The sequence below is a fragment of the Clostridium sp. genome, from assembly GCF_036646415.1.
Lineage (GTDB): Bacteria > Bacillota > Clostridia > Clostridiales > Clostridiaceae > Clostridium_J.
The window spans coordinates 120,466-145,951 of record NZ_JAVXMF010000002.1 but is presented as its reverse complement, the minus strand read 5'-3'; the positions used below and the strand labels follow the sequence as shown (position 1 = coordinate 145,951).

Annotated in this window: 18 protein-coding genes; all 18 read left to right on the top strand. The window is 32.6% G+C overall.

Annotated elements, in window-relative coordinates; translation table 11 throughout:
* Window positions 1–20 precede the first annotated feature (20 nt).
* The 18 genes from ygfK (at window position 21) to RSD37_RS01795 (ending at window position 25,474) form a co-directional block, all read left to right on the top strand.
* Complete coding sequence (gene ygfK, locus RSD37_RS01880) at window positions 21–3,065, top strand: putative selenate reductase subunit YgfK (RefSeq protein ID WP_346945000.1); 3,045 nt, start codon at window positions 21–23, stop codon at window positions 3,063–3,065.
* Window positions 3,066–3,111: 46 nt separating this feature from the next.
* Window positions 3,112–4,440 carry a putative aminohydrolase SsnA gene (ssnA, locus tag RSD37_RS01875; protein ID WP_346944999.1) on the top strand — a complete coding sequence of 443 codons (1,329 nt, stop codon included), beginning with the start codon at window positions 3,112–3,114 and terminating at the stop codon, window positions 4,438–4,440.
* Between the two features lie 152 nt (window positions 4,441–4,592).
* Complete coding sequence (gene yqeC, locus RSD37_RS01870; RefSeq protein WP_346944998.1) at window positions 4,593–5,396, top strand: selenium cofactor biosynthesis protein YqeC; 804 nt, start codon at window positions 4,593–4,595, stop codon at window positions 5,394–5,396.
* Window positions 5,362–5,943: a molybdenum cofactor cytidylyltransferase gene (gene mocA, locus RSD37_RS01865; protein ID WP_346944997.1), complete on the top strand. Its 582-nt coding sequence runs from the start codon at window positions 5,362–5,364 to the stop codon at window positions 5,941–5,943. Before yqeC ends, mocA begins: the two co-directional genes overlap by 35 nt.
* A gap of 17 nt (window positions 5,944–5,960) precedes the next feature.
* Window positions 5,961–6,773, top strand: coding sequence for a selenium-dependent molybdenum cofactor biosynthesis protein YqeB (gene yqeB / locus RSD37_RS01860; RefSeq protein WP_346944996.1), 813 nt, complete (start codon window positions 5,961–5,963; stop codon window positions 6,771–6,773).
* 250 nt (window positions 6,774–7,023) lie between these two features.
* The gene (locus RSD37_RS01855; RefSeq protein ID WP_346944995.1) at window positions 7,024–8,241 is read left to right on the top strand and encodes a YgeY family selenium metabolism-linked hydrolase; all 1,218 of its coding nucleotides are present in this window, start codon (window positions 7,024–7,026) and stop codon (window positions 8,239–8,241) included.
* 161 nt (window positions 8,242–8,402) lie between these two features.
* Entirely contained in the window at window positions 8,403–9,641 is a 1,239-nt protein-coding gene (locus RSD37_RS01850) for a threonine synthase (RefSeq protein ID WP_346944994.1), read from the top strand.
* Between the two features lie 117 nt (window positions 9,642–9,758).
* Window positions 9,759–11,240, top strand: a complete 1,482-nt coding sequence (locus RSD37_RS01845; protein ID WP_346944993.1) for a pyridoxal-phosphate dependent enzyme — start codon at window positions 9,759–9,761, stop codon at window positions 11,238–11,240.
* A 252-nt stretch (window positions 11,241–11,492) separates the two neighbouring features.
* Entirely contained in the window at window positions 11,493–14,174 is a 2,682-nt protein-coding gene (gene xdh / locus RSD37_RS01840; protein ID WP_346944992.1) for a selenium-dependent xanthine dehydrogenase, read from the top strand.
* 22 nt (window positions 14,175–14,196) lie between these two features.
* Window positions 14,197–15,513, top strand: coding sequence for a guanine deaminase (guaD, locus tag RSD37_RS01835; protein WP_346944991.1), 1,317 nt, complete (start codon window positions 14,197–14,199; stop codon window positions 15,511–15,513).
* 59 nt (window positions 15,514–15,572) lie between these two features.
* Complete coding sequence (locus tag RSD37_RS01830) at window positions 15,573–16,160, top strand: TetR/AcrR family transcriptional regulator (RefSeq protein WP_346944990.1); 588 nt, start codon at window positions 15,573–15,575, stop codon at window positions 16,158–16,160.
* Between the two features lie 199 nt (window positions 16,161–16,359).
* A complete protein-coding gene (locus tag RSD37_RS01825) occupies window positions 16,360–17,205 on the top strand; it encodes an FAD binding domain-containing protein (protein ID WP_346944989.1) in 846 nt (281 codons plus the stop codon).
* Between the two features lie 50 nt (window positions 17,206–17,255).
* Entirely contained in the window at window positions 17,256–17,720 is a 465-nt protein-coding gene (locus RSD37_RS01820; RefSeq protein WP_346944988.1) for a (2Fe-2S)-binding protein, read from the top strand.
* 21 nt (window positions 17,721–17,741) lie between these two features.
* Window positions 17,742–18,989, top strand: a complete 1,248-nt coding sequence (locus tag RSD37_RS01815) for a molybdopterin cofactor-binding domain-containing protein (RefSeq protein ID WP_346944987.1) — start codon at window positions 17,742–17,744, stop codon at window positions 18,987–18,989.
* A gap of 96 nt (window positions 18,990–19,085) precedes the next feature.
* Window positions 19,086–20,021 (top strand): molybdopterin cofactor-binding domain-containing protein, encoded by a 936-nt coding sequence (locus tag RSD37_RS01810; protein ID WP_346944986.1) that lies wholly within the window; start codon window positions 19,086–19,088, stop codon window positions 20,019–20,021.
* 109 nt (window positions 20,022–20,130) lie between these two features.
* The gene (locus tag RSD37_RS01805; protein ID WP_346944985.1) at window positions 20,131–20,655 is read left to right on the top strand and encodes an ECF transporter S component; all 525 of its coding nucleotides are present in this window, start codon (window positions 20,131–20,133) and stop codon (window positions 20,653–20,655) included.
* A gap of 261 nt (window positions 20,656–20,916) precedes the next feature.
* Window positions 20,917–22,845, top strand: a complete 1,929-nt coding sequence (locus RSD37_RS01800) for an ABC-F family ATP-binding cassette domain-containing protein (protein WP_346944984.1) — start codon at window positions 20,917–20,919, stop codon at window positions 22,843–22,845.
* Between the two features lie 49 nt (window positions 22,846–22,894).
* Entirely contained in the window at window positions 22,895–25,474 is a 2,580-nt protein-coding gene (locus RSD37_RS01795) for an ATP-dependent DNA helicase (RefSeq protein WP_346944983.1), read from the top strand.
* Window positions 25,475–25,486: the final 12 nt, after the last annotated feature.

Genomic DNA, 25,486 nt, shown 5'->3' with positions numbered 1-25,486 from the left:
AATTAAAAGGGGGAGTGGCAATGAGCGATAAGATGCACCCGATAAGTTTTGATAGAATGGTAAACTGGATCATAACTGAATTTAGGACCAAGGATAGTATCTTTGGAATTCATAAAAATAAGTTTTACTATAGTAAAACTGGAAATAACATAGAGTTTTTAGGGGGAAATTTAGGAATGCCAATAGGCCCTGCTGCAGGGCCAAACTCACAACTAACACAAAATATTGTGGCAGCATATTTAACTGGGAGTAGATTTATAGAGCTAAAGACAGTACAAATTTTAGATGGCGAGGATCTTCCAGTGGCAAAGCCTTGTATAAATGCAGAGGATGAATGTTACAATGTAGAATGGTCTACAGAGTTAAGAGTTGAAGAAGCCTACGAAGAGTATATTAAAGGTTGGTTTTTACTCCATCTTCTTATGGTAGAACTTAATATAAGTGATAATAAAGATTTTATGTTCAACATAAGTGTTGGATATGATTTAGAAGGAATAAAATCAAGGAAGATAGATTCTTTTATAGAAAATATGAAAGATGCATCAAATACTCGGGCATGGAATGATTGCATTAAAGTTTTAGAAAATAATCTTAATAACTTCAATAAATTTACACTACAGGATTTACAGAATATATCTCCAAAAGTATGTTCCTCAATTACATTATCAACACTTCATGGGTGTCCTCCAGCGGAAATTGAGAGGATAGCTACCTACTTACTAAAAGATAAAAATCTTCACACCTTCATAAAAATGAATCCTACATTATTAGGTGAAGACTTCGTAGGAGATACCTTTAACACCATGGGTTACGACTATATAAGTATAAATCCTAACCATTTCAAAAATGATTTACAGTATAACGATGGAATAAAAATGATAAAAATATTAAAAGAAATAGCTAATGATCAAGGACTTAAACTTGGAGTAAAGCTAACTAACACACTTCCAGTTAAAATATTAAATAAAGAACTTCCAGGTGAAGAAATGTACATGTCTGGACGTTCCCTTTACCCACTAACAATAACGTTAGCAAGTAAGCTCTCCAATGAGTTTAATGGGGAACTATATATATCATATTCTGGAGGAGCAGAATTTTTTAATATTGATAAGATATTTTCCACAGGAATATGTCCAATAACTTTTGCTACCACCATATTAAAGCCAGGTGGATATGAGAGAATCACACAAATAGCAAATAAGCTAGAACTTATAGTCAGTGAAAAAAATAATAGAATTGATACTAGGTTATTATCAAAATTAGCAAAGGAATCTATACATGATTTTCACCATATTAAATCAGCTAGAACAGTTGGAAGTAGAAAAATAAATTCTAAGTTACCAATCTATGATTGTGCTATTGCACCTTGTACAGTTGGTTGCCCAATTAATCAGCAGATTCCAGAGTATATGGCTTTAGTTAGTGAAGAAAAATACCAGGAAGCTTTTAATGTTATTGTAAGGGATAATGCATCTCCAGGAATAACAGGAACAATTTGTAATCATAATTGTCAATTTAAGTGTACAAGGCTTGATTATGATAGTGCTTTGGAAATTAGAAATATGAAGAAGTTAGCAGTAATTAATGCTCAGGACAAATATATTAGCGAAGTAATACCTTGTAGAATTAAAAGTAATAAGAAGGTTTGTATAATAGGAGCTGGTGCTGCTGGGCTTTCTGCAGCAATGTATCTTAGAAGGAATGCTATGGACGTTACTGTATTTGAGAAAAGGGAAAAGCCTTATGGAATTATAAATTATGTAATTCCTGAATTTAGAATTTCAAAGGAAGTTATAGAAAAAGATTTTAATATGGTAAAAAGCCATGGCGTGAAGTTTAATTTTGGTGTGGATGAGAATATAAATTTACAGGATTTGAAGAAGGAATTTGATTATATAATCCTTGCTACAGGTGCTTGGAAACCAGGTAAAGTATCAATGAAAAAAGGGGAAGATAAAACCTTAAATGCTATTAGATTTTTAGAACAATTTAAGATAGGGAATGAAAGTCTTAATCTAGGAACTGATGTATGTGTAATTGGTGGTGGAGATGTTGCTATGGATGCAGCAAGAGCCGCAAAAAAGGTTAAGGGTGTAGAAAATGTATCTATTATATATAGAAGAACTCAAAGTTTTATGCCTGCTAGTGGAGAAGAAATTCAGTTAGCTCTTAAGGATGGAGTTGATATAAAAGAGTTACTTGCTCCAGTAGAATTTGAAGGAAATAATCTTATCTGTGAAAAAATGATACTAGGAGATAAAGATGCTTCAGGAAGAAGAATACCTATAGCTTCAGGAATACTTAGCTGTATTGATGCAACCACAGTGATAGTGGCAGTAGGTGAAAAGGTTGATTCAGAATTCTTTAAGGAGCTAGGGATAGAAGTAGATTTAAAAGGAATTCCAATAACAGATTCTAATTGTGAAACGAATATGAAAAATATATACATTGGTGGAGACGCCAAAACTGGTCCTGGAACCATCGTTCAAGCAATGGCTCACGGAAAAGCAATAGCTGAGAATATATTACACAAGGAAAACTTAAACTGTGATTTAAATGAAGAAAGAAAATCAGATTGTAAAACCAAGACTTTAGAAAACACAACTATTCTCTACGGAAGAAAGGGTATATTATGTGATTCAACTCTCTCTAAGGAGGAAGGAAATAGATGTCTGGGCTGTGATAGTATATGTGAGCTTTGTGTAGATGTTTGCCCTAATAGAGCAAATGTAGTTATAAAATTAGGGGATAAGAGCCAAATTATTCATCTAGATGGTATGTGTAATGAATGTGGTAACTGTGGGGTATTCTGTCCCCATAAAGAAAATCCATATAAGGATAAATTAACTCTATTTTGGAGTAATGAAGACTTCACTAATAGTAAAAATAAAGGCTTTTATATAAAAAATATTGATAAAGGGATTTGTAATATTCGTAGTGAGGATGGAAAAATATTTCAATGTAAGTTATATGAAGAGGATACTTTATATAATAGAAATCAACCTTCAAAGGAAATGAAGGAGATTATTAAAGCTTGCATGAATGAATATGGATATTTACTTTAGATATGTAGTCCACTATAAATAGAGATTAATCATGGGAGGGATAAAGATGTTACTTGTAGGTAATGGAAAAGTTATAACAAGAGATGATTCCAACCCAATTATAGAAAATGGTTGTGTAGCCATAGAAGATAATAAGATTGTAGAAGTTGGAACCACAGATGATCTAAAAGAAAAATATAAGAGAAATAGATACATTAATGCAAAAGGAAGATTAATAATGCCTGGATTTATCAATACCCATATGCATTATTACAGTACCTTTGCTAGAGGAATATCAAATGATAGCCCTCCTGCTAAAAAATTTACAGATATTCTTAATGGGTTATGGTGGAGACTTGATAAGAAGTTGACTTTAGAAGACGTATACTATAGTGCAATGGTACCCATGATTGATCAAATAAAAAATGGAGTTACTACATCCTTCGATCATCATGCCAGTCCATACGCTATAAAGAATAGTTTATTTACAATTGCAGATGCAGCAAGGAAGGTTGGAATAAGAAGTAACCTTTGTTATGAAACCTCAGATAGAGATGGGTTAGACATAATGCAACATGGAATTAATGAAAATGTAGAGTTTATAAAGTATTGTAATAAAAAAGATGATGATATGATAAGAGGTATTTTTGGACTTCATGCTTCTATGACAATTAGTGAAAGTACTTTAGAAAAATGTTTAGACTCTATTGAAGGGTTAAACACAGGATTTCATGTTCACAGTGCAGAGAGTATTGAAGATGTTGAGGATGCTAAGGCAAAATATGGAGTTGGAGTTATTGAGAGATGGTATAAAACTGGAGTTCTTAGAGATAAGACCATAGCTGTTCATTGTGTGCATATTAGTGAAAATGAAATGGATATGATTAAGGAAAAAAATGCCATGGTCATTAATAATCCTCAGTCAAATATGGGCAATGCCGTTGGAGTATCGCCTGTACTTAAAATGGCTAAAAAGGATATATTATTAGGTCTTGGAACTGATGGATATACCTCAGATATTTTAGAGTCCTATAAGACTGGAAGTGTAATTCAAAGACATGAGGCAAAGGATTCAACAGTAGCTTGGAGTGAACTTCCAAAGATGTTGTTTGAAGGTAATAGAATTATTACTGAAAGATTTATAACTAATTCTATAGGAATAATAAAAGCTGGGGCTCTAGCTGATATTATAATTGTTAATTATGATCCTCCAACACCAATAAATGCAGATAATATCAACGGTCATTTACTATTTGGAGTAAATGGTCGCCACGTGGATACTACCATAGTTGATGGAAAGGTCATAATGGAAGAAAGAAACTTATTAAATCTTGACGAGAAAGAAATTATAGCTAAAAGTAGAGAGCGTGCAACTCAGGTTTGGAAAAAGTTTTAGAAGTATAAGTGAGAATGTAAATCTATGATTTAGCTCTAAGAACTTACTCATCAGAATGAATAGAAGAATGAACGATTATAAATCAAATCTCTACTCAAGTATTAAAGATAGTAATAAATAAAATGAAATAATAAAGGGAGATGAGGGTAGTAATGAAGCTTTTAGAAACTATTAGAATAAGAAAAGGTGATGTTATATCCATAGTTGGAGCTGGTGGAAAAACTACTCTTATGTTCACCTTAGCAGAGGAACTAAAAAGTAGAGGAAGGGTTTTAGTAACAACCACTACAAAGATTTATACTCCTGCAAAATCTCAGTATAACCACCTAATTATAAAAGAAAATATCCATGATAATGTTGAAAGTAATGAAGATCTTATACATGATTCCTTAGGAATTTACGTCTATGGAAGTGCTATTAATGAAGAAGGTAAATTGATAGGTATAGAAGATAAGGATTTAATTAGAGAAACTTTAACTTACGATTACACCTTGATTGAAGCAGATGGTTCGAAGAAGAAGCCAGTTAAGGGATGGAATAATCATGAGCCAGTAATAAGTGAGATAACTACTATAACTATAGGAATATTAAGTGGAGAAGTTCTTAATCTATTAGTAAATGAAAATAATGTTCATAGGCTTAAAGAATTTAAAAATTTAACTTTTACTAAGGAAGGTGAGCTTATAAATCAAGAAAATATACTCTCACTTATATTTAGTAAAGATGGACTATTTAAAAATTCTCAGGGAAATAGAATTCTATTTATAAATAAAGTTGATAATGATAAGAAATTTAGTAATATTCAAAGTCTCATAAATGGAATTATAGAAGAAAATAAAGAATATAAATTATTAGATGAAATAATAGTAGGAAGTTTATTAAATAAGGAATATAAAAGGTGGGAATTAGGGAGGAATCACGTTGGTAAGTGGAATTATTATGGCCTCTGGACTTAGTACAAGGATGTGCAAATATAAATTACTATTAAATTATAAGGGGAAATTCCTTATAGAATATGTATTAGATTCAGTTAAAGCTAGTAATTTTTATCATAAAACTGTGATTACAGGAAATGAGAAGATAGTTGAGTTAAGCAAAGCTAGGGAACTAAATGTGGTTAGGAATAATCATGGGGAGCTAGGGCAAAGTGAATCAATAAAACTTGGAATATTAAATTCACCAATAGTATCAGGGTATGCCTTTATAACAGCAGACCAACCCTTTCTTAGCGTAAGTCTTATTAATAAACTTATTGAAGAGTTTGAAAATCATCCAGATAAGTTTATTGTACCAGTATATAAGGGAAAAAGAGGCAATCCAGTAATTTTCCCTAAAGAATATAAAGATGAACTCTTAAATCTAAGTGGAGATATTGGTGGAAGAGTTATTCTTAGAAAATATGAGTCTAATATTAGATTTGTTGAAATAGAAGAGGATTATCTATTATGGGATATAGATACAGAAGAAGATTATGCAAATTTATTGCAATCAAATTATCAGTAGATAAGGAGATCATATAGATGAAAAATAATAGAATTATTGTTAGAGGTGGAGGAGATATTGCTTCGGGAACTATACAGAAGCTCCATAGAAGTGGATTTAAAGTTTTAGTTCTTGAAATAGAAACACCTTCTAGTATTAGGAGGAATGTGTCCTTTAGTGAGGCAGTATATGATGGGGAGACTACTATAGAAGGAATAAAAGGTGTGTTTGTTAATACCACTGATGAAATTCTAAGAGTCTGGGATAAAGGACATGTTCCAGTAACTATAGATGCTAAAGGAAAGCTAATTAAAGAAATTAAACCTATAGCTGTGGTAGATGCAATATTAGCAAAAAAAAATCTAGGTACGGATATGAGTATGGCTACAATAACCATTGCATTAGGTCCGGGGTTTAATGCTGGGGTTGATGTAAATATGGTAGTAGAGACCATGAGAGGTCACAATTTAGGAAGATTGATTTTTCATGGATATGCTGAAAAGAATACAGGAAGTCCAGGAATAATAGGGGGTTATTCTAATGAAAGAGTAATTTATAGCAATTATGAAGGTTCAATAAGTAATCTTAGAGAAATTGGAGATATAGTCCAGGCTAGTGAAACCATTGCAGTGATTGATGGGAAAGAAGTGAAAACTACTATCAAAGGAGTACTAAGAGGTATCATAAGAGATAAAACCTATGTTACTAAAGGTTTGAAAATAGCAGATATAGACCCAAGGTTGGGACAAGTAGAGAATTGTAATACTATTTCGGACAAAGCAAGGACTATTGGAGGTTCTGTTTTAGAAGGGATTTTATATTTTCAATCAAAACTAAATTCAGTTACCTAAGTATATATAAATTGGATTTGATTTATATAAGTATAAATAAGGTTTAGCTTTACAAAATTCATGTTAGGTAGTTAGCTACCATAGGTGGCTAACGTACTTAATTCTATTAATGAAGGAAAATCATAAATTTTAATCTGATTTAATTTAACTAACTAATTAGTAGTTAAATTAATAGCACATTTCAAATATATAAATGTCTCTATTAAATTATAAAAGATAAAAAATATAATCGTTTAAGGGGGATTTAAAAATGTCAAAAATTACATGTCAGGATGAAATTTTAAAATTAGCAGAGAATTATAAGTCGGATATGACAAAATTCTTAAGAGATATGATAGCTATCCCTAGTGAAAGCTGCCATGAAGAAAAGGTTGTTCTAAGAATTAAAGAGGAAATGGAAAAGGTAGGTTTTGATAAGGTTGAAATCGATCCAATGGGAAATGTATTAGGGTATATGGGCCATGGAAAACATGTTATTGCTATGGATGCTCATATTGATACTGTTGGGATTGGAGATATAAATAACTGGACTAATGACCCTTATGAAGGTTATGAAACTGATGAAGTTATTTATGGAAGAGGTGGTACAGATCAAGAAGGCGGAATGGCTGCTATGGTTTATGCTGGAAAAATAATTAAGGATTTAAAATTAGAGGATGATTATACTTTGATAGTTACAGGTACAGTACAAGAAGAAGATTGTGATGGCTTGTGTTGGCAATATATTGTAAATGAAGGCAAAATTAAGCCAGAGTTTGTAGTGATCACAGAACCTACTTCTACTAATATATATAGAGGTCATAGAGGAAGAATGGAGATAAAGGTTATAACTAATGGAGTTAGTTGTCATGGTTCAGCTCCAGAAAGAGGAGATAATGCAATCTTTAAAATGGCTCCAATCTTAAATGAATTAAAGGAACTTAATGAAAGATTGATAGATGATCCATTCTTAGGCAAAGGAACGTTAACTGTTTCAGAGATATTTTTCTCATCTCCATCTAGATGTGCAGTAGCCGATGGATGTACAGTTTCTATAGATAGAAGACTTACTCATGGAGAGTCATGGGAATATGCAATAGATCAAATAAGAGCATTACCTTCAGTACAAGCTGCTAATGCTAAGGTTGAAATGTATACCTATGAAAGACCAGCTTATACAGGTCTTGTTTATCCTACAGAGTGTTATTTCCCAACTTGGGTACTTGAAGAGTCTCATCCAGCATGTCAAACATTAGTAGAATCTTATAGAGAGTTATTTAAAACAGAACCACTGGTAGACAAGTGGACATTCTCTACAAATGCAGTTTCTATAATGGGTAGATATGGAATTCCATGTATTGGTTTTGGACCAGGCCATGAAGACCAAGCTCATGCTCCAAATGAATTAACATGGAAGGATGAACTAGTAAAATGTGCAGCAATGTATGCACTAATTCCAATAACTTACGTTAACCAACACTGTAAGTAAGCCTCCAAATCTTTGATTTGGTCAGGCGAACTTACTCATTCGACCAAAGGGAGAAGGAGTGTCATTTAACACATCTCCAAATCTTTGATTTGGTCAGGCGAACTTACTCATGGGAGTGAATACGAACAGGAGCTACTATCAAGTGAAAATGGGGTGAAGTCATGAAAAAGATTAAACACCTAGTATGTTCTAAATGTGGTAAACAGGTTGGAGAAGATGTTATGTATAACTGTCCAGACTGTGGAACAGAGGGAACTTTAGATGTAATTTATGATATAGATTTAGTTAAAGAGGAATTAACTAAAGAATATCTAAAAGAAAATCAAGATAAGAATATTTGGAGATACATGCCAATACTTCCTTTAGAATCAAAGGAAGGTGCAGCTCCACTTCAAATAGGGTGGACGCCACTTTATAAATCAAATAGATTAGAAAAGTTATTTAATATAGAGAATGTCTATGTTAAGGATGAAGGAAGAAATCCTACAGCTTCCTTTAAGGATAGAGCTACATCAGTAGGAGTTGCAAAGGCGATAGAATTAAAAAAAGATATAATGTGTGCAGCTTCTACAGGAAATGCAGCATCTTCACTATCAGGTTTTGCGGCTTGTATGGGTATTAAGAATTATATATTTGTACCTAAAAATATTCCAGAAGCAAAGCTTGCTCAGCTTTTAGCATTTGGAAGTAATGTAATACTTGTAGATGGTGATTATGACACAGCTTTTGATTTCTGCTTAAAGGCAGTAGATCACTTTGGATGGTATAACAGAAGCTGTGCAATAAATCCATATTTAGCAGAGGGAAAGAAAACTGCAGCCTTTGAAATCTGTGAACAATTAGATTTTAAAGTACCAGATAAGGTGATTATGTCTGTAGGAGATGGATGTTCTATATCAAGTGTTTGGAAGGGTTTTAAAGAATTCTATGATTTAGGATTAATAGATAAGCTTCCAACTATGGTATCAGTGCAAGCTACAGGATCAAATCCAGTAAATAGAACTTATAGAAAAAATAGTAGAGACTTTGACTATGTACCACCAGTTACCATTGCAGATAGTATTTCTGTTGGCATTCCAAGAAATGGATATAAGGCACTAAATGCATTAACAGAAAGTAAGGGTATAACTGTTGATGTTAGTGATGAAGAAATATTAAATGCTATTACAATACTAGCAAGAGAAACTGGGGTTTTTGGAGAGCCAGCAGGAGTAACTAGTTTTGCTGGATTGAAGAAGCTAGTTGAAGCAGGAGATATAGGTGAGAATGAAGCTGTAGTAATAGTAGTATCAGGTAGTGGGCTTAAGGATGTAAAATCTGCTCAAAAGGCTGTAACTAAGCCTGAACTTGTAAAGCCAGATTTGAATGTATTAATTGATTATTTGAAAAGTTTAACTTAAGTAATAGCTTTGAGGATTATGATTAGAACTATTATGGTCTAACAATAAATATTGTATAAATCATATATTTTATTATTGGTTTATGTAAGTGATTTTAATTTTTGAGGAGGATATAAAATGCATAATAAGTTAATAGATTTAGAAGTTAATGAGGAACAAATTCTAAAGACAGCTGAGAGTGCAAAGGAAAGAGACATAGTAATTCCTACAATTGAGGAAATGAAGGACCCAAATAAAATACCAGAAGAAATAAAAGAAAAGCTTAGTAAGGTTGGACTTTGGGACATAGACCCAACAAACTTATTTAGAATATCATGGTATAATCAACCAGTAAAAAATGGGGGACTATATAATCCATTACCAAATTATGTGGAAATACCATTAGAAATTTCAGGTGTAAAGGCAAGAATATTTGCTATGTCAGGAAAATTCTTTCCAATAGGAGCTCACAAAGTTGGGGCTAGCTTTGCATGTCTTGTACCAAGACTTGTAACTGGGCAATTTGACCCTAAATTCCATGAAGCAGTTTGGCCATCAACTGGTAACTACTGTCGTGGTGGCGCTTATAACTCTACATTACTTGGATGTAAGTCTATAGCAATTTTACCTGAGAATATGAGCAAGGAACGTTTTAATTGGCTTAAGAATGTAGCAGGTGAAGTTATTGCTACTCCAGGATGTGAAAGTAATGTAAAGGAAATATATGATAAAACTTGGGAACTTAGAAAAACTCGTGATAATGTAGTTATATTTAATCAATTTGGAGAATTAGGAAACCATTTGTGGCACTATGAAGTAACGGGTGATGCTATGTCAAAGATAGTAGAGCATGAAAGAGGTAAAAATGGTAGAGTTGCTGGTATTTGCTTAACTTCAGGTTCAGCTGGAACTCTTGGAAGTGGAGATTTTATTAAAGATAAATATCCAGGATCTAAGCTTGCAGTTGGAGAAGCACTACAATGTCCAACCCTTCTCAACAATGGTTTTGGAGATCATAGAATTGAAGGTATAGGAGATAAGCATGTGCCTTGGATTCACAATGTTAAAAATACAGATATGGTCATTGCAATAGATGATAATGATAGTTTAGGTATGTTTAGGTTATTTAATGAGCCAGCTGGACAAGAATATTTAAGAAATATTGGAATTTCAGAAGATTTAATTGAAAAGCTTCAATGGGTAGGTATTTCTGGAGCTGCTAATATAATTTCTGCTATTAAGTTTGCAAAATACTACGAATTAACTGAAGATGATATGGTATTAACAGTACTTACAGATTCAGCAGAAATGTATCAATCTAGACTCGCGGAGATGGATGTAGAAAGAGGAAGAGATTATGATGAAAGAGATGCTATAGCAGATTATCATGAAAGTATCTTAGGAATAAGAACAGATTCTATGGAAGAACTAACTTACATTGCTAAGAAGAGAATTCATAACTTAAAGTACTATACTTGGATAGAGCAACAACAATATGAGTTAGATGAATTAAATGCTCAATGGTATGATTATGATAACTATTGGGGAAGATTACACAAAATGGGACCAGAACTTGATAAATTAATAAAGGAATTTAACGAAAAAGTTAGAAATCTATAAGTGACACTCCAAATCTATTATTTGGTTAGTTAAACTTACTCATACGAGAGAAGCGAGAATGAGTTTCTAATAACTGAAACTTATAAAAATGGTATTGCGTTCAGATAATATTGATATCAATATAAACAATCTACTATTGCTAGTACATTAACTTAAAAATAAAATTCTATATAATTAGGACCCTAAGTTTTAACACGAAACTCAAGGGGTCCTATTCCACTATTAAGTGAAACTTATCAAGGAGGCGAAAGTGTGTACAACTTTATATTAAATGGGAAAAATGTTTCTTTTCCTAAAAATATAAATCTACTTGAATATTTAAGAGAAGAAGCAAACCTAACCTCTGTTAAGAATGGATGTGGAGAAGGTGCATGTGGGGCATGCATGATACTTATTAATGGAGTTCCTGGAAGAGCATGCATAAATACAATGCAAAAAGTAAGTGGAAAGGAAGTACAAACTGTAGAAGGACTATCTGAATTTGAAAAGCAAATTTTTACTTGGGCTTTTTCCAAGGTGGGAGCTGTACAATGTGGATTTTGTATTCCTGGAATGATTATAAGTGCCAAGGGACTTTTGAATAAAAACCTAAATCCCACAGAGGAAGAAATAAGATTAGCTATAAGAGGCAACATATGTAGGTGTACTGGGTATGTTAAAATTGTAGAAGCTATAAAATTAGTAGCTACTGCTATTGCGGAAGGTAAATTAAATTTAGAACTTGAGGAAGATGGTTCTATTGGTAAGCCATTACCGAGAATAGATGCCAAGGATAAGATATTAGGAACTGGATTATATGTAGATGATATGAAGGTAGAGGGTTTAGCTTATGGCTCAGCCTTGAGAACCAAATACCCAAGAGCACTAGTGAAACATATAAGTATTGAGAAAGCTTTAAAGCACCCAGATACCATAAGGATTTTAACAGCTAAAGACATACCAGGAAATAGATATATAGGACATCTTACTAAAGATTGGCCAGCTCTTATATGTGAAGGTGAGGAGACGAGATATATTGGAGATTCTGTAGCTCTCATAGCCTCAAGAAAAAAAGAATCTTTGAAAGAAATTTTAGAATTAATAGAGGTTGAGTATGAGGAATTTACGCCAATAAGTAATACTACAATGGCCATAGCTGAAGGATCTCCTAAAATACATCCCAATGGAAATATTCTAAAAGTAGAAATGGTGAATAGAGGAAATGCAGAGGAAGCACTAAAAAATTCTAAATACGTAGTTACTAATACTTATTCTACACCTTTTACAGAGCATGCTTTTTTAGAGCCAGAAAGTGCCTTAGCAATGCCCGATGGAGATGGTGTATTAATATATACAGGATCTCAAGGGATTTATGATGAACAAAGAGAAATATCAGAACTTTTAGGATTAGAAAAAAATAAGGTGAGATGCATTAGTAAATATGTTGGTGGAGGCTTTGGTGGTAAGGAAGATATGAGTGTACAACATCATGCAGCCTTACTAGCATTTATTACTAAAAAACCTATAAAGGTGACACTAAGTCGTAGAGAAAGTATAATGATTCATCCTAAAAGACATGCAATGGACATTGTTGTAACCACTGGATGCGATGGGGATGGAAACTTAACAGCATTTGTAGCAGATATAGTTTCAGATACAGGAGCTTATGCTTCTCTTGGAGGACCAGTACTTCAAAGAGCATGTACTCATGCAGCTGGACCATATAAGTGTAAGAATGTTAGTATTAAAGGAACTGCAGTTTATACAAATAATCCTCCAGGGGGAGCTTTTAGAGGCTTTGGAGTAACTCAATCTGTATTTGCAGGAGAGTGTAATATGAATCTTCTAGCAGAAAAAGTTGGGATTTCAACTTGGGATATGAGATATAAAAATGCTGTAGAGCCTGGCGATGTACTTCCTAATGGACAAATAGCTGATTCAGGAACAGCCATAAAGGAAACTTTAATTGCAGTTAAAGAGAAGTATGATAGCAATGATATTGTGGGAATAGCTTGTTGTATGAAAAATAGTGGAATTGGTGTTGGAATACCTGACATAGGACGATGTAAGCTTATTGTGAAAAATGGAGTAGTAAATGTCAGAACCAGTGCAGCTTGTATCGGACAGGGTATAGGAACAATTATTATACAAATTATTTGTGAGGTTACAGGGGTATCGCCTGAAAAAGTAGTGGTTGGAGCTCCAGATACATTTACATCACCCAACTCAGGGACTACAACAGCTTCAAGGCAGACTGTATTTACAGGAGAAGCTGCTAGAATTGCAGCAGTAAATTTAATGACTTATATAGAAAGTAAATATTATAATTTAACTAAAATAAAGAATAATAAATTAGATAAGAATAAAGTGGAAAATCATAATGAAACTATAAAGAGTACTGAGATTAACTGTAGTGACTTAAGAAAGTGGTTGTCAGAAAACCTAGAGAATGTGATAAATAATTTAGAGGGCCAGGAATTCTATGGGGAATTTAGCGCTGTAACTGATAAAATTAATTCTATAAAAGAGAATCCGGTAAGTCATGTGGCTTATGGATATGCAACACAACTTGTAATACTTAATAAAGATGGTACACTAAAAGAGGTAGTTGCAGCCCATGATGTTGGAAGAGCAATTAATCCTATAAATGTAGAAGGTCAAATTGAAGGTGGTGTAGTTATGGGACTTGGATATGCCCTTACTGAGGATTATCCTCTTAAAAACTGCATACCTACAGCTAAATTTGGAACCTTAGGGTTATTCAGGGCAACAGCAGTACCCAAAATACTTCCAATAATTATAGAAAAAAATACTTGCGAATTGGCTTATGGAGCAAAGGGAATAGGTGAAATAACCACAATACCTACAGCACCAGCAGTTCAAGGTGCTTACTATATGTTAGACCATAAGTTTAGAACATCACTTCCAATGAAGGAAACTTACTATAAAAAATGATGTAATTACAGGGGGAAAGTAGATGAAAGATTTACAAGGCATAAAGGGGAATATTATTTTTACTAAAGAGTTCGGAAAATATCAAGTTGTAAAATGTGGATATATAATAGTTGGGGATAAATTAGTAAAGGGAGTTTATGAAATACTTCCAGAGGAATACAAAGATGTTAACGTAGTGGACTATGGGGACAACTTAATTATTCCAGGTTTTATAGATCTTCATCTTCATGGACCTCAGTTTCCAAACCTAGGGTTAGGATTGGATAAGGAGCTAATGCCATGGCTAAATGCTTATACATTTCCAGAGGAAGCTAAGTACTTTGATGTTAAATACGCAAAGGCAGTTTATAAAACTTTAGTAAGAGAGCTTTGGAGAAATGGAACAACAAGAAGCTGTATATTTGCTACAGTACATTTAGAAACTACTAAGCTATTAATGGATATAATACATGATTCAGGATTAGGAGCATATGTAGGAAAGGTAAATATGGATAGAAATTGTCCGGAATTTTTAGTAGAGGATACAGATACTTCTATAGAAGAAACCGAAGAGTTTATAAAAGAATATGGAAGTAAATATGAAATGGTAAAACCAATTATTACTCCGAGGTTTGTACCAACTTGCAGTACTAAGCTATTAAAATCCCTAGGGAAATTGGCACATAAATATAAGGTGCCAGTACAATCTCATTTAAGTGAAAATAAAGATGAGATAGAATTTGTAAAAGAACTACATCCAGAATATAAAAATTATGCCAGTATTTATAATGATGCTGGACTTCTGGGGCAGCAGCCAACTATTATGGCTCACTGCGTACTACTTGATGAAGATGAAATAGAAATGCTTAACAAAAATCAAGTGTTTATAGCACATAGTCCAAATTCAAATTCAAATTTGGCTAGCGGTATAGCACCAATTAGAAAGCTAATAAATAAAGGGATTCCAGTAGGTCTTGCATCAGATATATCCGGGGGACATAGTTTATCCATGTGTAATGTCATGGTAGATAGTGCCCAGGCATCAAACATTAAATGGATTGAAAGTGGAAAGACAGAGTCTCCACTAAGTACATCTGAACTATTTTATTTAGCAACTAAGGGAAGTGGGAAATTCTTTGGAAAAGTGGGAAGCTTTGAAAAAGGTTATGATTTTGATGCTTTAGTAATAGATGATAGTTCTTTAAATAGGTTTAAAGAATTAACCATAGAAGAAAGGTTACAAAAATTCATATATACAGGAAGTACTAAAAATATTAGTGTAAGATATGTAGCGGGTAAAGTTATAAATGATCCAGGGGAAATTGATATCAACGGCAACAATCTGATAAAACAGAGATAAATAATAAAATATAACAATTAAGCATAGACATAGGGTTAAGTGAGGAAAGAGGTTGGGCAATGGAAAAAGATGTAGATAAAAAAATACTAAAGGCAGCACTAGAAGTGGTTTCAAAGGAAAAAATAAGTGGTACTCGTATGCACATAATTGCAAAAGAAGCTAAAATGAGTCAAGCTAACCTTCATTATCACTTTTCTACTAAAAATGATATCATGATAGCGTTATTAAATAGTATACAAGAAGAATTCTCTAAAAGTAGAAAAAACTATATAGATAGTAGTGAGAAAAATTTTCATAAAAATATCAAAGGTTTTTTTAATCAAAAAAAGGATGATATTCTAATAAATAAAAAGATGGAGTATGCTCAAATAGATTACTGGGTTCAAGGTACGGTAAACGAAGAAATAAGGGATATTTTCCAAAATACTTTTAACATTTGGAGAGAGAGTATAGAGGGAATATTACCCAAAGTAGATAACAAGGAAATAGATGAAAAATCTATAAATAATCTTCCATATATAATGGTATCTTTAATGCTTGGAGCATCATTACAATATCTAATAGATGAAGAAAAATTTAATTTAGATGATTACTTCCAGGTGGCAGAACAGATGGTTCTTATGCAATGTGGAAAAGAGAAAATCTAAAATACAAAGGGTTTACGAAAACAGAGACTTATATAAATAGTAGAGATATTTTTAAGTTTTACAGATGAATTAATTTGGAATATCAAAATGGTAAGTAAAGAATCTTCTATAAAAATATAGGAGATTTTTTACAAAGAATACATGTAAAAATTTAACATATAATTGAATAACACTATAATTATAAAGATGGAGGGATGTTATGGGTCAATTAGATTTTTTAAAGCCAAATACATTGGAAGAGGCTAAGGCTTTAATTCGTGAAAATCCAAAATCAAAATTATTAGCTGGAGGAACAGATTTAGTTTTAGAACTTAGAAGAAATAAGGGAAATTATAATTGTATTGTGTCATTAGATAAGATTTCAGAACTTAAATCTATTGTTGAATGCGAAGATAATATTATTATTGGATCCATGGTAACTTTTAATGATTTAATTGAAAGCAGTGTTATAAGAAATAATTATAACTCACTTTTAAATTGTAGCAGAACCATGGGTTCACCTCAGATTAGAAATGTGGCAACAGTAGGTGGGAATATAGTGAATGCAGGATCAGCGGCAGATGTAATTCCCTGCATAATTAGTCTTGGAGGAGTTTTGATTATAGAATCTTCAGAAGGGATTAGAAGGGTAAGTTGCGAAAATTACTTTAAAAATTATCACGATGAGAAGCTTGAAGATAAGGAGATTTTAACTAAAATAATATTACCTAAGGATAATTATCAAAGTGGCTATTATAAATTAGGTAAAAGAAACTCTTTAGCAATAGCTAGAATCAGTGCTGCCATAACTTTGCAAAGAGAAGAAAATAGAATCAAAAATATTAAAATTTGTCTTGGGGCAGTAGGAAGATATCCTTTAAGGGTTATGGAATTAGAAAAGAAAGGAGTAAATAGAGAGGTTCAATGGCTGTTTTCAGAGGAGGCTTTAAAATATTTGAAGTATGCAGTGGAAAAGAGTATAGCGGGAAGAAAGACTATGCCATTTAAAAGAGAGGCAATAAAAGGGGTATTTAAAGAAGCGTTAACTATTGCTCTTAAATCTTAAAATGTATAAGAAATTTTTGTAATATTCTGGCGAATATAGGGGGTTAAATTATGATAGATATAACCATTAAAATAAATGGAGTGGAATATAAGAAAAAGGTAAGTCCTATGATGAGATTAGTAGATTTTTTAAGGGATGAAATGAAGCTAAAGGGCACAAAAGAGGGGTGTGGAGAAGGTGAATGTGGGGCATGTACTGTAATTTTAAATGGAAAAACAGTTAACTCATGCCTATTATTAGTTGGGGCTGTAGATGGAGGAGAGATTGTAACCATAGAAGGTGTAGGAGATAATGGTATTCATCCTATACAAGAAGCCTTTATGGAAGTAGGGGCTTCACAGTGTGGATACTGTACTCCCGGTATGGTACTTAGTGCAAAGGCTCTCCTTGATAAAAACCTATATGCTACAGAGGAAGAAATAAGAGAAAGTATATCTGGTAATTTATGTAGGTGCACAGGGTATGAAAAAATAGTACAAGGTGTTATTGTAGCTCAGAAAAAGCTAAAACTTTAAAACTTATTGGGGGTAGATTTCATGAAGGCTGTTGGAAAAGGTTTTATAAGACCTGATGTATATGACAAGGTCTTAGGTAAAGCAATTTATCCAGATGATTTAGAATTTGATGGAATGTTATATGCAGGTGTAAAAAGAAGTACAATTCCGTATGGACGAGTAAGAAGTATTAATATAGAAGAAATAAAATCCATGGAAGGCGTAGAAATGGTTATAGATTATACTATGATTCCAGGATCCATATCCAATGGAGTAATTTTTAAAGATATACCTACATTGGTGAAGGATATAATTAAAAGAGTTGGGGATGCAATATTACTGGTGGTGGCTAGGGATAAGGAGTCTTTAAGATTAGCACTTGATGAAGTAAAAATAGATTATGAGGAATATCCAGGGATTTTTACTGTAGAAGATGCACTAAAAGAAGATGCACCAATTTTAGGCGATGGTAGTAATATCTTATATGATTTAAAAATTAAAAACGGAAATATAGATAAAGGCTTTGAAGAAGCAAAATTTGTAGTTGAAGATTGGTATAATACACCTATAGTTGAACATGCTTTTCTTCAACCAGAGGCTGCGGTGGCAAGATTTGATGAAGTTGGAGTAATGGAGATTTATGTTGCAACACAGTATCCTCACTATGATAGAGAAGAAGTTGCAAATTGTTTAAATTTTAGTGAGGACAAGGTAAGAATTAGGAATATGGTAATTGGAGGAGCATTTGGAGCTAGGGAGGATATTAATCCACAATGTCATGCAGCCCTTGCAGCTTATCTCACTAAAAAGCCTGTTAAGATTATTTATACTAGAGAAGAATCTACAATTTCTCATAGTAAGAGACACCCAATGAAGATTTATATGAAAACAGGAGTAAAAGAGAATGGAAAGCTTTGTGCTTTAAAATGTAGGATTTATGGCGATACAGGAGCTTATGCCTCTTGGGGTATTAACGTTTTAAGAAAAGCAGCAGTACATGCCACAGGTCCATATAATATAGAAAATGTAGATATAAGATCGATGGCCGTATATACAAATAATCCATATAGTGGTGCTATGCGAGGCTTTGGTGCAACCCAAATTCCTATTGCAACAGAAAGTCAAATAGATGCCTTGGCAGAGAAATTAGGGATTCATCCACTAAAATTTAGATATATGAATGCTTTTCAAGTTGGAGATAAGACAGTAACAGGACAAGTGTTAAAAAGTAGTGTTGGAATTAAAAAATGTATAGAAAAAATTGCGGACATTGATGGTATAGAATTATAGCAAAATTAAATAGGAATCTCATTTAGCTTCGCATAATGAGTAACTTCCACTAGCTAAATCATAGATTTAGAGTGTCAGTTAAGGAGGGGAATATCTTTGAAAAAACGTGGTATGGGCTATGCTAGCATATTTTATGGAACGGGTTACGGTAATGGATTTCCAGATGAATCTAGAGCCAGCGCAGAGCTAACCAAAGATGGAAGAATTAATGTTTATGTAGAAGTTTCAGATGTAGGCTCTGGCGGTATAAGTGTAATGTGGCAAATTGCTGCTGAGACCTTAGGAGTAGACAAGGAATTGGTAAAAATAATATTCAGCAATACTAGTTTAATAAAGGATAGTGGTACAGCAGCTGCTAGCAGACAAACTTATAATACTGGAAATGCAGTTTATGATGCTACAAAAAAGTTAAAAGAAAACATAAATTTAGCTTATAACAAGAAGTCAAACTTAGATTTAAAAGAGATATACAGTATTATGGAGAGCGGTTCAATTGCGCATAGAACAGAAGGATATTTTAAAGCTGAGTCTTCACAGATAGATATGGAAACAGGACAAGGAAACCCTTACTGGCCATATACATTTGGAGCTCAAAGGGTAACCGTTGAGGTTGATGATGAAACAGGAAAGATAGACATGATAGAAGTAATAGCAGTAAATGATGCAGGGAAAATAATTAATCCTGTTTCTGCGGAAGGACAAGCGGAAGGCGGAGTTGCTATGGGTATAGGATATGCACTTATGGAGGAGATAGAGTTAAATGAAGGGTCTATAAAAAATAGAAACTTCTCAGATTATATAATTCCAACGAGTAAGGATATACCTCATATAGAAACACATTTTATAGAAGAAATAGAGGAAACAGGTCCTTATGGAGCTAAGGGTATTGGAGAACCTGTAATGATTCCTACAGCTCCCGCAATTTTAAATGCTATTTATGATGCGGTGGGAGTAAGAATGAATAGCCTACCAGTAACATGTGATAGACTTCTTTTAGCCTTAGCTAAAAGAAAGTTAAAGTTAAATAAATAGTGTTTTGTTGTAAATATCTATTATAGAAGTATAATAGATATTTTTTTATTTACACGTGTAAAAATATAGTGTATACTGATGTATATACAGAGTTTTGAGGGGGATAAAAATGAAAACAAATTTAAGAAAAATGGTGATAAGTGCTCTATTAATAGCCATGTCTATAGTAATACCAGTTGTATTTGGACCTTTCCTTAAGGTATACATTCCACCATTCTCTGCAACTTTAGCAGCTCATGTGCCACTAATTATAGCAATGTACTTAGGACCTTTTGAAGCGGCAGTTGTAGGTATTGGTTCTGTAATTGGATTTTTATTTGCAATACCAGATCCAATAGTAGCAATGAGAGCGAGTTCTCACATTGTAGTTGGATATTTAGGAGCAAAGATGCTTTTAAAAAATATGTCTTACACTAAAACAATGATACTTACTGCTCCTATACACGGAATAATAGAAGGGTTAATAGTACTAGCATTTACAAGAAATATAGTCCTATCAATAGTAGTGACAGGAGTTGGAACTATGCTACATCACGCTGTGGATGCAATAATTGCTCTTCCAATAATTAGAATTATTCAAAAGAGTGTTGGAATTGATTTAGCAGCAGTTGGTGAAAAGAAAAAAATAGCATAATATAAGGATATAGTATTTAAATTTTAGAATTATCCATATAATCATTGATTTTAACTGAAAGCCTTTAGGTAATTTAATGCCTAAAGGTTTTTATTTTTACTTTAATTATGTATAATGTCCATAGGTGGATTTTAAAAAAGTAGTTTTAAAATAGAAGGGTTATGTTTTATTAAATAGTTTAGTAAGAAAAACATTATGCATAACCAACAATATTTTTAAAAAGGCCAATAATAATTAATATAGAAATTGAGGATGATACATATGAATTTAATTACACTTGAAAATATATATAAAAGCTTTAGTGAAAAGCCATTATTAGAAGATATTAAACTAACTATCACATCAGATGATAAGATTGGAATAATTGGGGTAAATGGAACAGGAAAGTCTACACTTCTTAAAATAATTGCTGGAGTAGAGCCAATGGATAAAGGGACTATAACAAAAATGAATGGGCTGAGAATATCCTACCTTCCACAGCAGATTGACTTTAATCCAGAAGATACTGTGCTAGACCATGTATTTAATGGTTCTGGAGAAATTATGCAGGTATTAAGAGAGTACGAGCATGTTTTAAATAAGATGAAAACTAATAGTGAGGATGCTAAACTTCAAGATAATCTTTTTAGATTATCAAGTAAATTAGATGCTCTAAATGGATGGCAGATTGAAAGTGATGCAAAAGCGCTACTTACAAAGCTAGGAATTTCAGATTTTGAGGCTAAGATGGGTTCACTTTCGGGTGGACAAAGAAAGAGAGTTGGACTTTGCAATGTGCTAATAACTCCTTGTGATCTTTTAATTCTAGATGAGCCTACTAACCATATGGATAATGAAATCATTGATTATATGGAAGATATGCTAAAGAGAAGAAAAGGTGGGGTTATTATGATTACCCACGATAGATATTTTTTAGATAGGATTGCCAATAGAATTTTTGAATTAGATGGTGGAAATCTTTATTCATATCAGGGAAATTACTCAGTATTCTTAGAAAAAAAAGATGAGAGAATGCAGATGATGGATTCCCTTGAGAGTAAGAGACAGAATCTTTACAGAAAAGAGCTAGCATGGATAAGAAGAGGAGCAAAGGCTAGAACTACAAAGCAAAAGGCAAGAATTGATAGATTTGAAGTTTTAAGAGATACATCTTATCAGGTTAATGATGAAAAGGTGGAAATGAATACAGCTGCTTCAAGACTTGGAAAGAAAATTTTAGAAGTTAGCAATATAAGTAAATCCTTTGGAGATAAGTTACTTATAAAAGACTTTAGCCACATCTTTACAAAGGAGGAACGGGTAGGGATTATCGGAAATAATGGAATGGGAAAATCTACTCTTTTAAATATTATAAGTGAAGCATTGAAGCCAGATTTAGGAGAAGTAGTAAGGGGTGAAACTGTAAACCTAGGTTATTTTACTCAAGAGAATATTGAAATAGATGGAACAAAGAGAGTTCTTGAATATATAAAGGAAATAGCAGAGTATATAACAACTAATGATGGAACTAAGATTACTGCATCTCAAATGCTAGAAAATTTTTTATTTGATGGAACCATGCAACACAGCTTAATTTCTAAGTTATCTGGGGGAGAAAGAAGAAGGTTATATCTTTTAAAGGTTTTAATGGATGCACCTAATGTATTATTCCTAGACGAGCCAACTAATGACTTAGACATAAAGACTCTAACAATTTTAGAGGATTATTTAGATATGTTTAATGGAACTGTCATAGCTATTTCTCATGATAGATACTTCCTAGATAGGATTGCCAATAGAATTTTCAGCTTTGAGGGCAATGGGGAGATAAAAGAAATTGTAGGAAATTATAGTGATTATAAAGACTATAAGGAAGCTAGTGCTGAGGAAGAAGTAGCAATAGCAACTAATAAATCAAAGGAAAAGAAGACTGAAGACTCAAAACCTAAGAGAGAAAAACAAACTAAGGTGAAGTTTACATTTAAAGAACAAAGAGAGTTTGATACCATTGATGAAGATATTGAAAAGAAAGAAGAAGAAATTTCAGAGGTTGAATTTAAGGTTAATAGATGTGGAAGTGACTTTGTAAAGCTTCAAGAACTTCTTGGAAAGCAAGCTAAATTAAAGGAAGAACTAGATTTTTTAATGGAGAGATGGGAATATCTAAACGAAATTTTTGAAGAGATTGAAAGTCAAAAAAAGAACAAATAGTACCTACATATACAATGTATAACCGCATTCGCAAGGTAGGAGAAGTATAATGATAGAAAATAATATGAGAATATCAGTTAGAAACTTAATAGAGTTCATTTATAGGCAGGGGGACATAGATGATAGAATAGGTGGTATGTCTTCTGCTCAGGAAGGAACTAGACTTCATAAGGTAATTCAGAAGGAGCTCAAGGAGCAGTGTGAGAAAAATGATTATGAAACTTATATAAATGAAATGTATCTTTCTAGGGAACTTTCATATAAGGATGTTACTCTAACATTAGAAGGTAGAGCAGATGGAGTTATAGTAACTGAAAATCCTTATGATGATGCTAGCGATGAAGATTCTAAAAATGTTATGGATAATCAGTTAATAGAATATAGTGAAGAGAAATCCATAAATGAAGGTGAAAGTAATGAAGCCAGTAATAAGTCATTACTAAAGGTTAATAATATCAGTAAAAAATTAGATAATAAAAAAGTAAAGATTATTGAGATTAAGACTACTATGAAGGACTTATTAACTCTAGAAGAAAATGAGAATTTTCTTCATTGGGCACAGGGAAAGCTTTATGGACATATTTATTGCGAAAAAGAAGACCTAGATGGTATTGATTTAGATTTAATCTACTGTCATAGAGAAAACCTTCATACTAAGACCTTCTCAAAATCTTTTACCAGAGAAGAACTTAAGACCTTTTTTTATGAAGTAATGTATAGATATGTACAGTGGATAAATCTTCAAAGTAAGTGGATAGTGGAAAGAAATGATTCCATTGAAAAGTTAAACTTTCCTTTTAATAAATATAGAAAAGGGCAAAGAGAACTAGCAGTAAATATTTATAGAACTATTAAGGAGAAAAAAGATATCTATGTGGAGGCTCCTACAGGTATAGGTAAAACCATATCTACTATATTCCCAGCGGTGAAATCTATCCCTTTAAATACTTCCTCGAAGCTTGTATATCTTACTGCAAAGAATATTACTAAAGGGGTAGCAGAGAATAGCTTAGGTTTACTTAGAAAATCTGGATTAAAGCTTAGAACTTTAACTCTGACAGCCAAGGATAGAATATGCTTTTTAGAAGAGCGAGTTTGCAATGGAGATGCTTGTAAGTATGCAAAGGGTCATTTTGATAGAGTAAATGATGCAATACTTGATATGATAGAAAATAATCAGGTTTTTAATGAGGAAATTATAAAAGTATACAGTGAAAAGCATAATGTTTGTCCCTTTGAATTATCTTTAGATTTAATTGCTTGGTGTGATTTTATAATAGGGGATTATAACTATTTCTTCGATCCAAAAGCAATGATAAAAAGAGTATCCTTTGATGATACACCTTATATATTTCTTATAGATGAGGCTCATAACCTAGTTGATAGAGGAAGAGACATGTATTCTTCTGAGATTAATACTAGTGATTTAAAGGAACTTAAAATAGAATTTAAATACAAAAGCAAGAAGTTAGTAGGAATGTTAAATAAAATAATTAAAGCTCTTAAAGAATACATGGTAGGTGAACATGGAAATGTGATAATTAAAGAAGGCCCAGTGGATATCATGGGACTTTTAAGAGTATTTACTACAGAAGGTGAGACTTACTTAAAGGAACATAGCGGTGAAACCATAGATGAAATATTTCTAAATGTATATTTTAGCTTTTTAGATTTTATAAGAATAGGAGAGCTATTCTCAGAGGATTTTATACTATATTGTAATAATGAGGATAAAGATATTGTTATAAAGATATTCTGTCTAAATCCAAGTAATGTAATAAAAGAATGCATAAAGGGAAATATCAGTACTGTATTTTTCTCTGCAACGCTATCTCCTATGAATTATTTTAAAAAACTATTAGGCGGAGATGAAAAAAGCTATGGTATAAAGCTAGCGTCACCATTCCCTCCAGAAAATAGGCAGCTTATTGTTAAGAAGGATATAGATACCAGATATAAATATAGAGAAAAAAGTTATTATCCAATCTGTAAGGATATAAACTCCACCATTGAAAGCCATAAGGGAAACTTCTTAGTATTCTTTCCATCCTTTGAATATATGAGAAAGGTTTATGAAGTCTATTGTGAAAATTTTAGTGAAGAAAATATATATTTGCAGGATAATGTTATGACAGAGCAACAGCGTCAAGAATTCTTAGATAGATTTTTAGTGAAAAGAGCTAATACATCAATAGACGAAAAGGAAGATATGAGAAAGCTTAATGAGAAAGATAGTGAGGCTGTAGAAGAATTTCAAGGATTCTATGATGAAAATAATAAGAATAGGGAAACTGTAGATTATCTAAAAAAAGAAGGCCAAAGAACCATAGGATTTGCTGTACTAGGAGGAGTATTCTCCGAAGGCATAGATTTAATTGGAGAAAGTCTTGTAGGAGCAATTATAGTGGGAGTAGGATTACCTAAGATATCCTTTGAAAGAAAACTTATAGAGGAGTTCTTTAACAAAAAAGGAGAACCTGGATTTCACTATGCTTATACTTTCCCAGGAATCAATAAGGTAATTCAAGCTATGGGAAGGGTTATTAGAACAGAAGAGGATAAGGGCATAATCTTACTTCTAGATAACAGATATGGTACAGATATTTATAAGCAATTGATGCCTCTATAAATGGCAATTCAA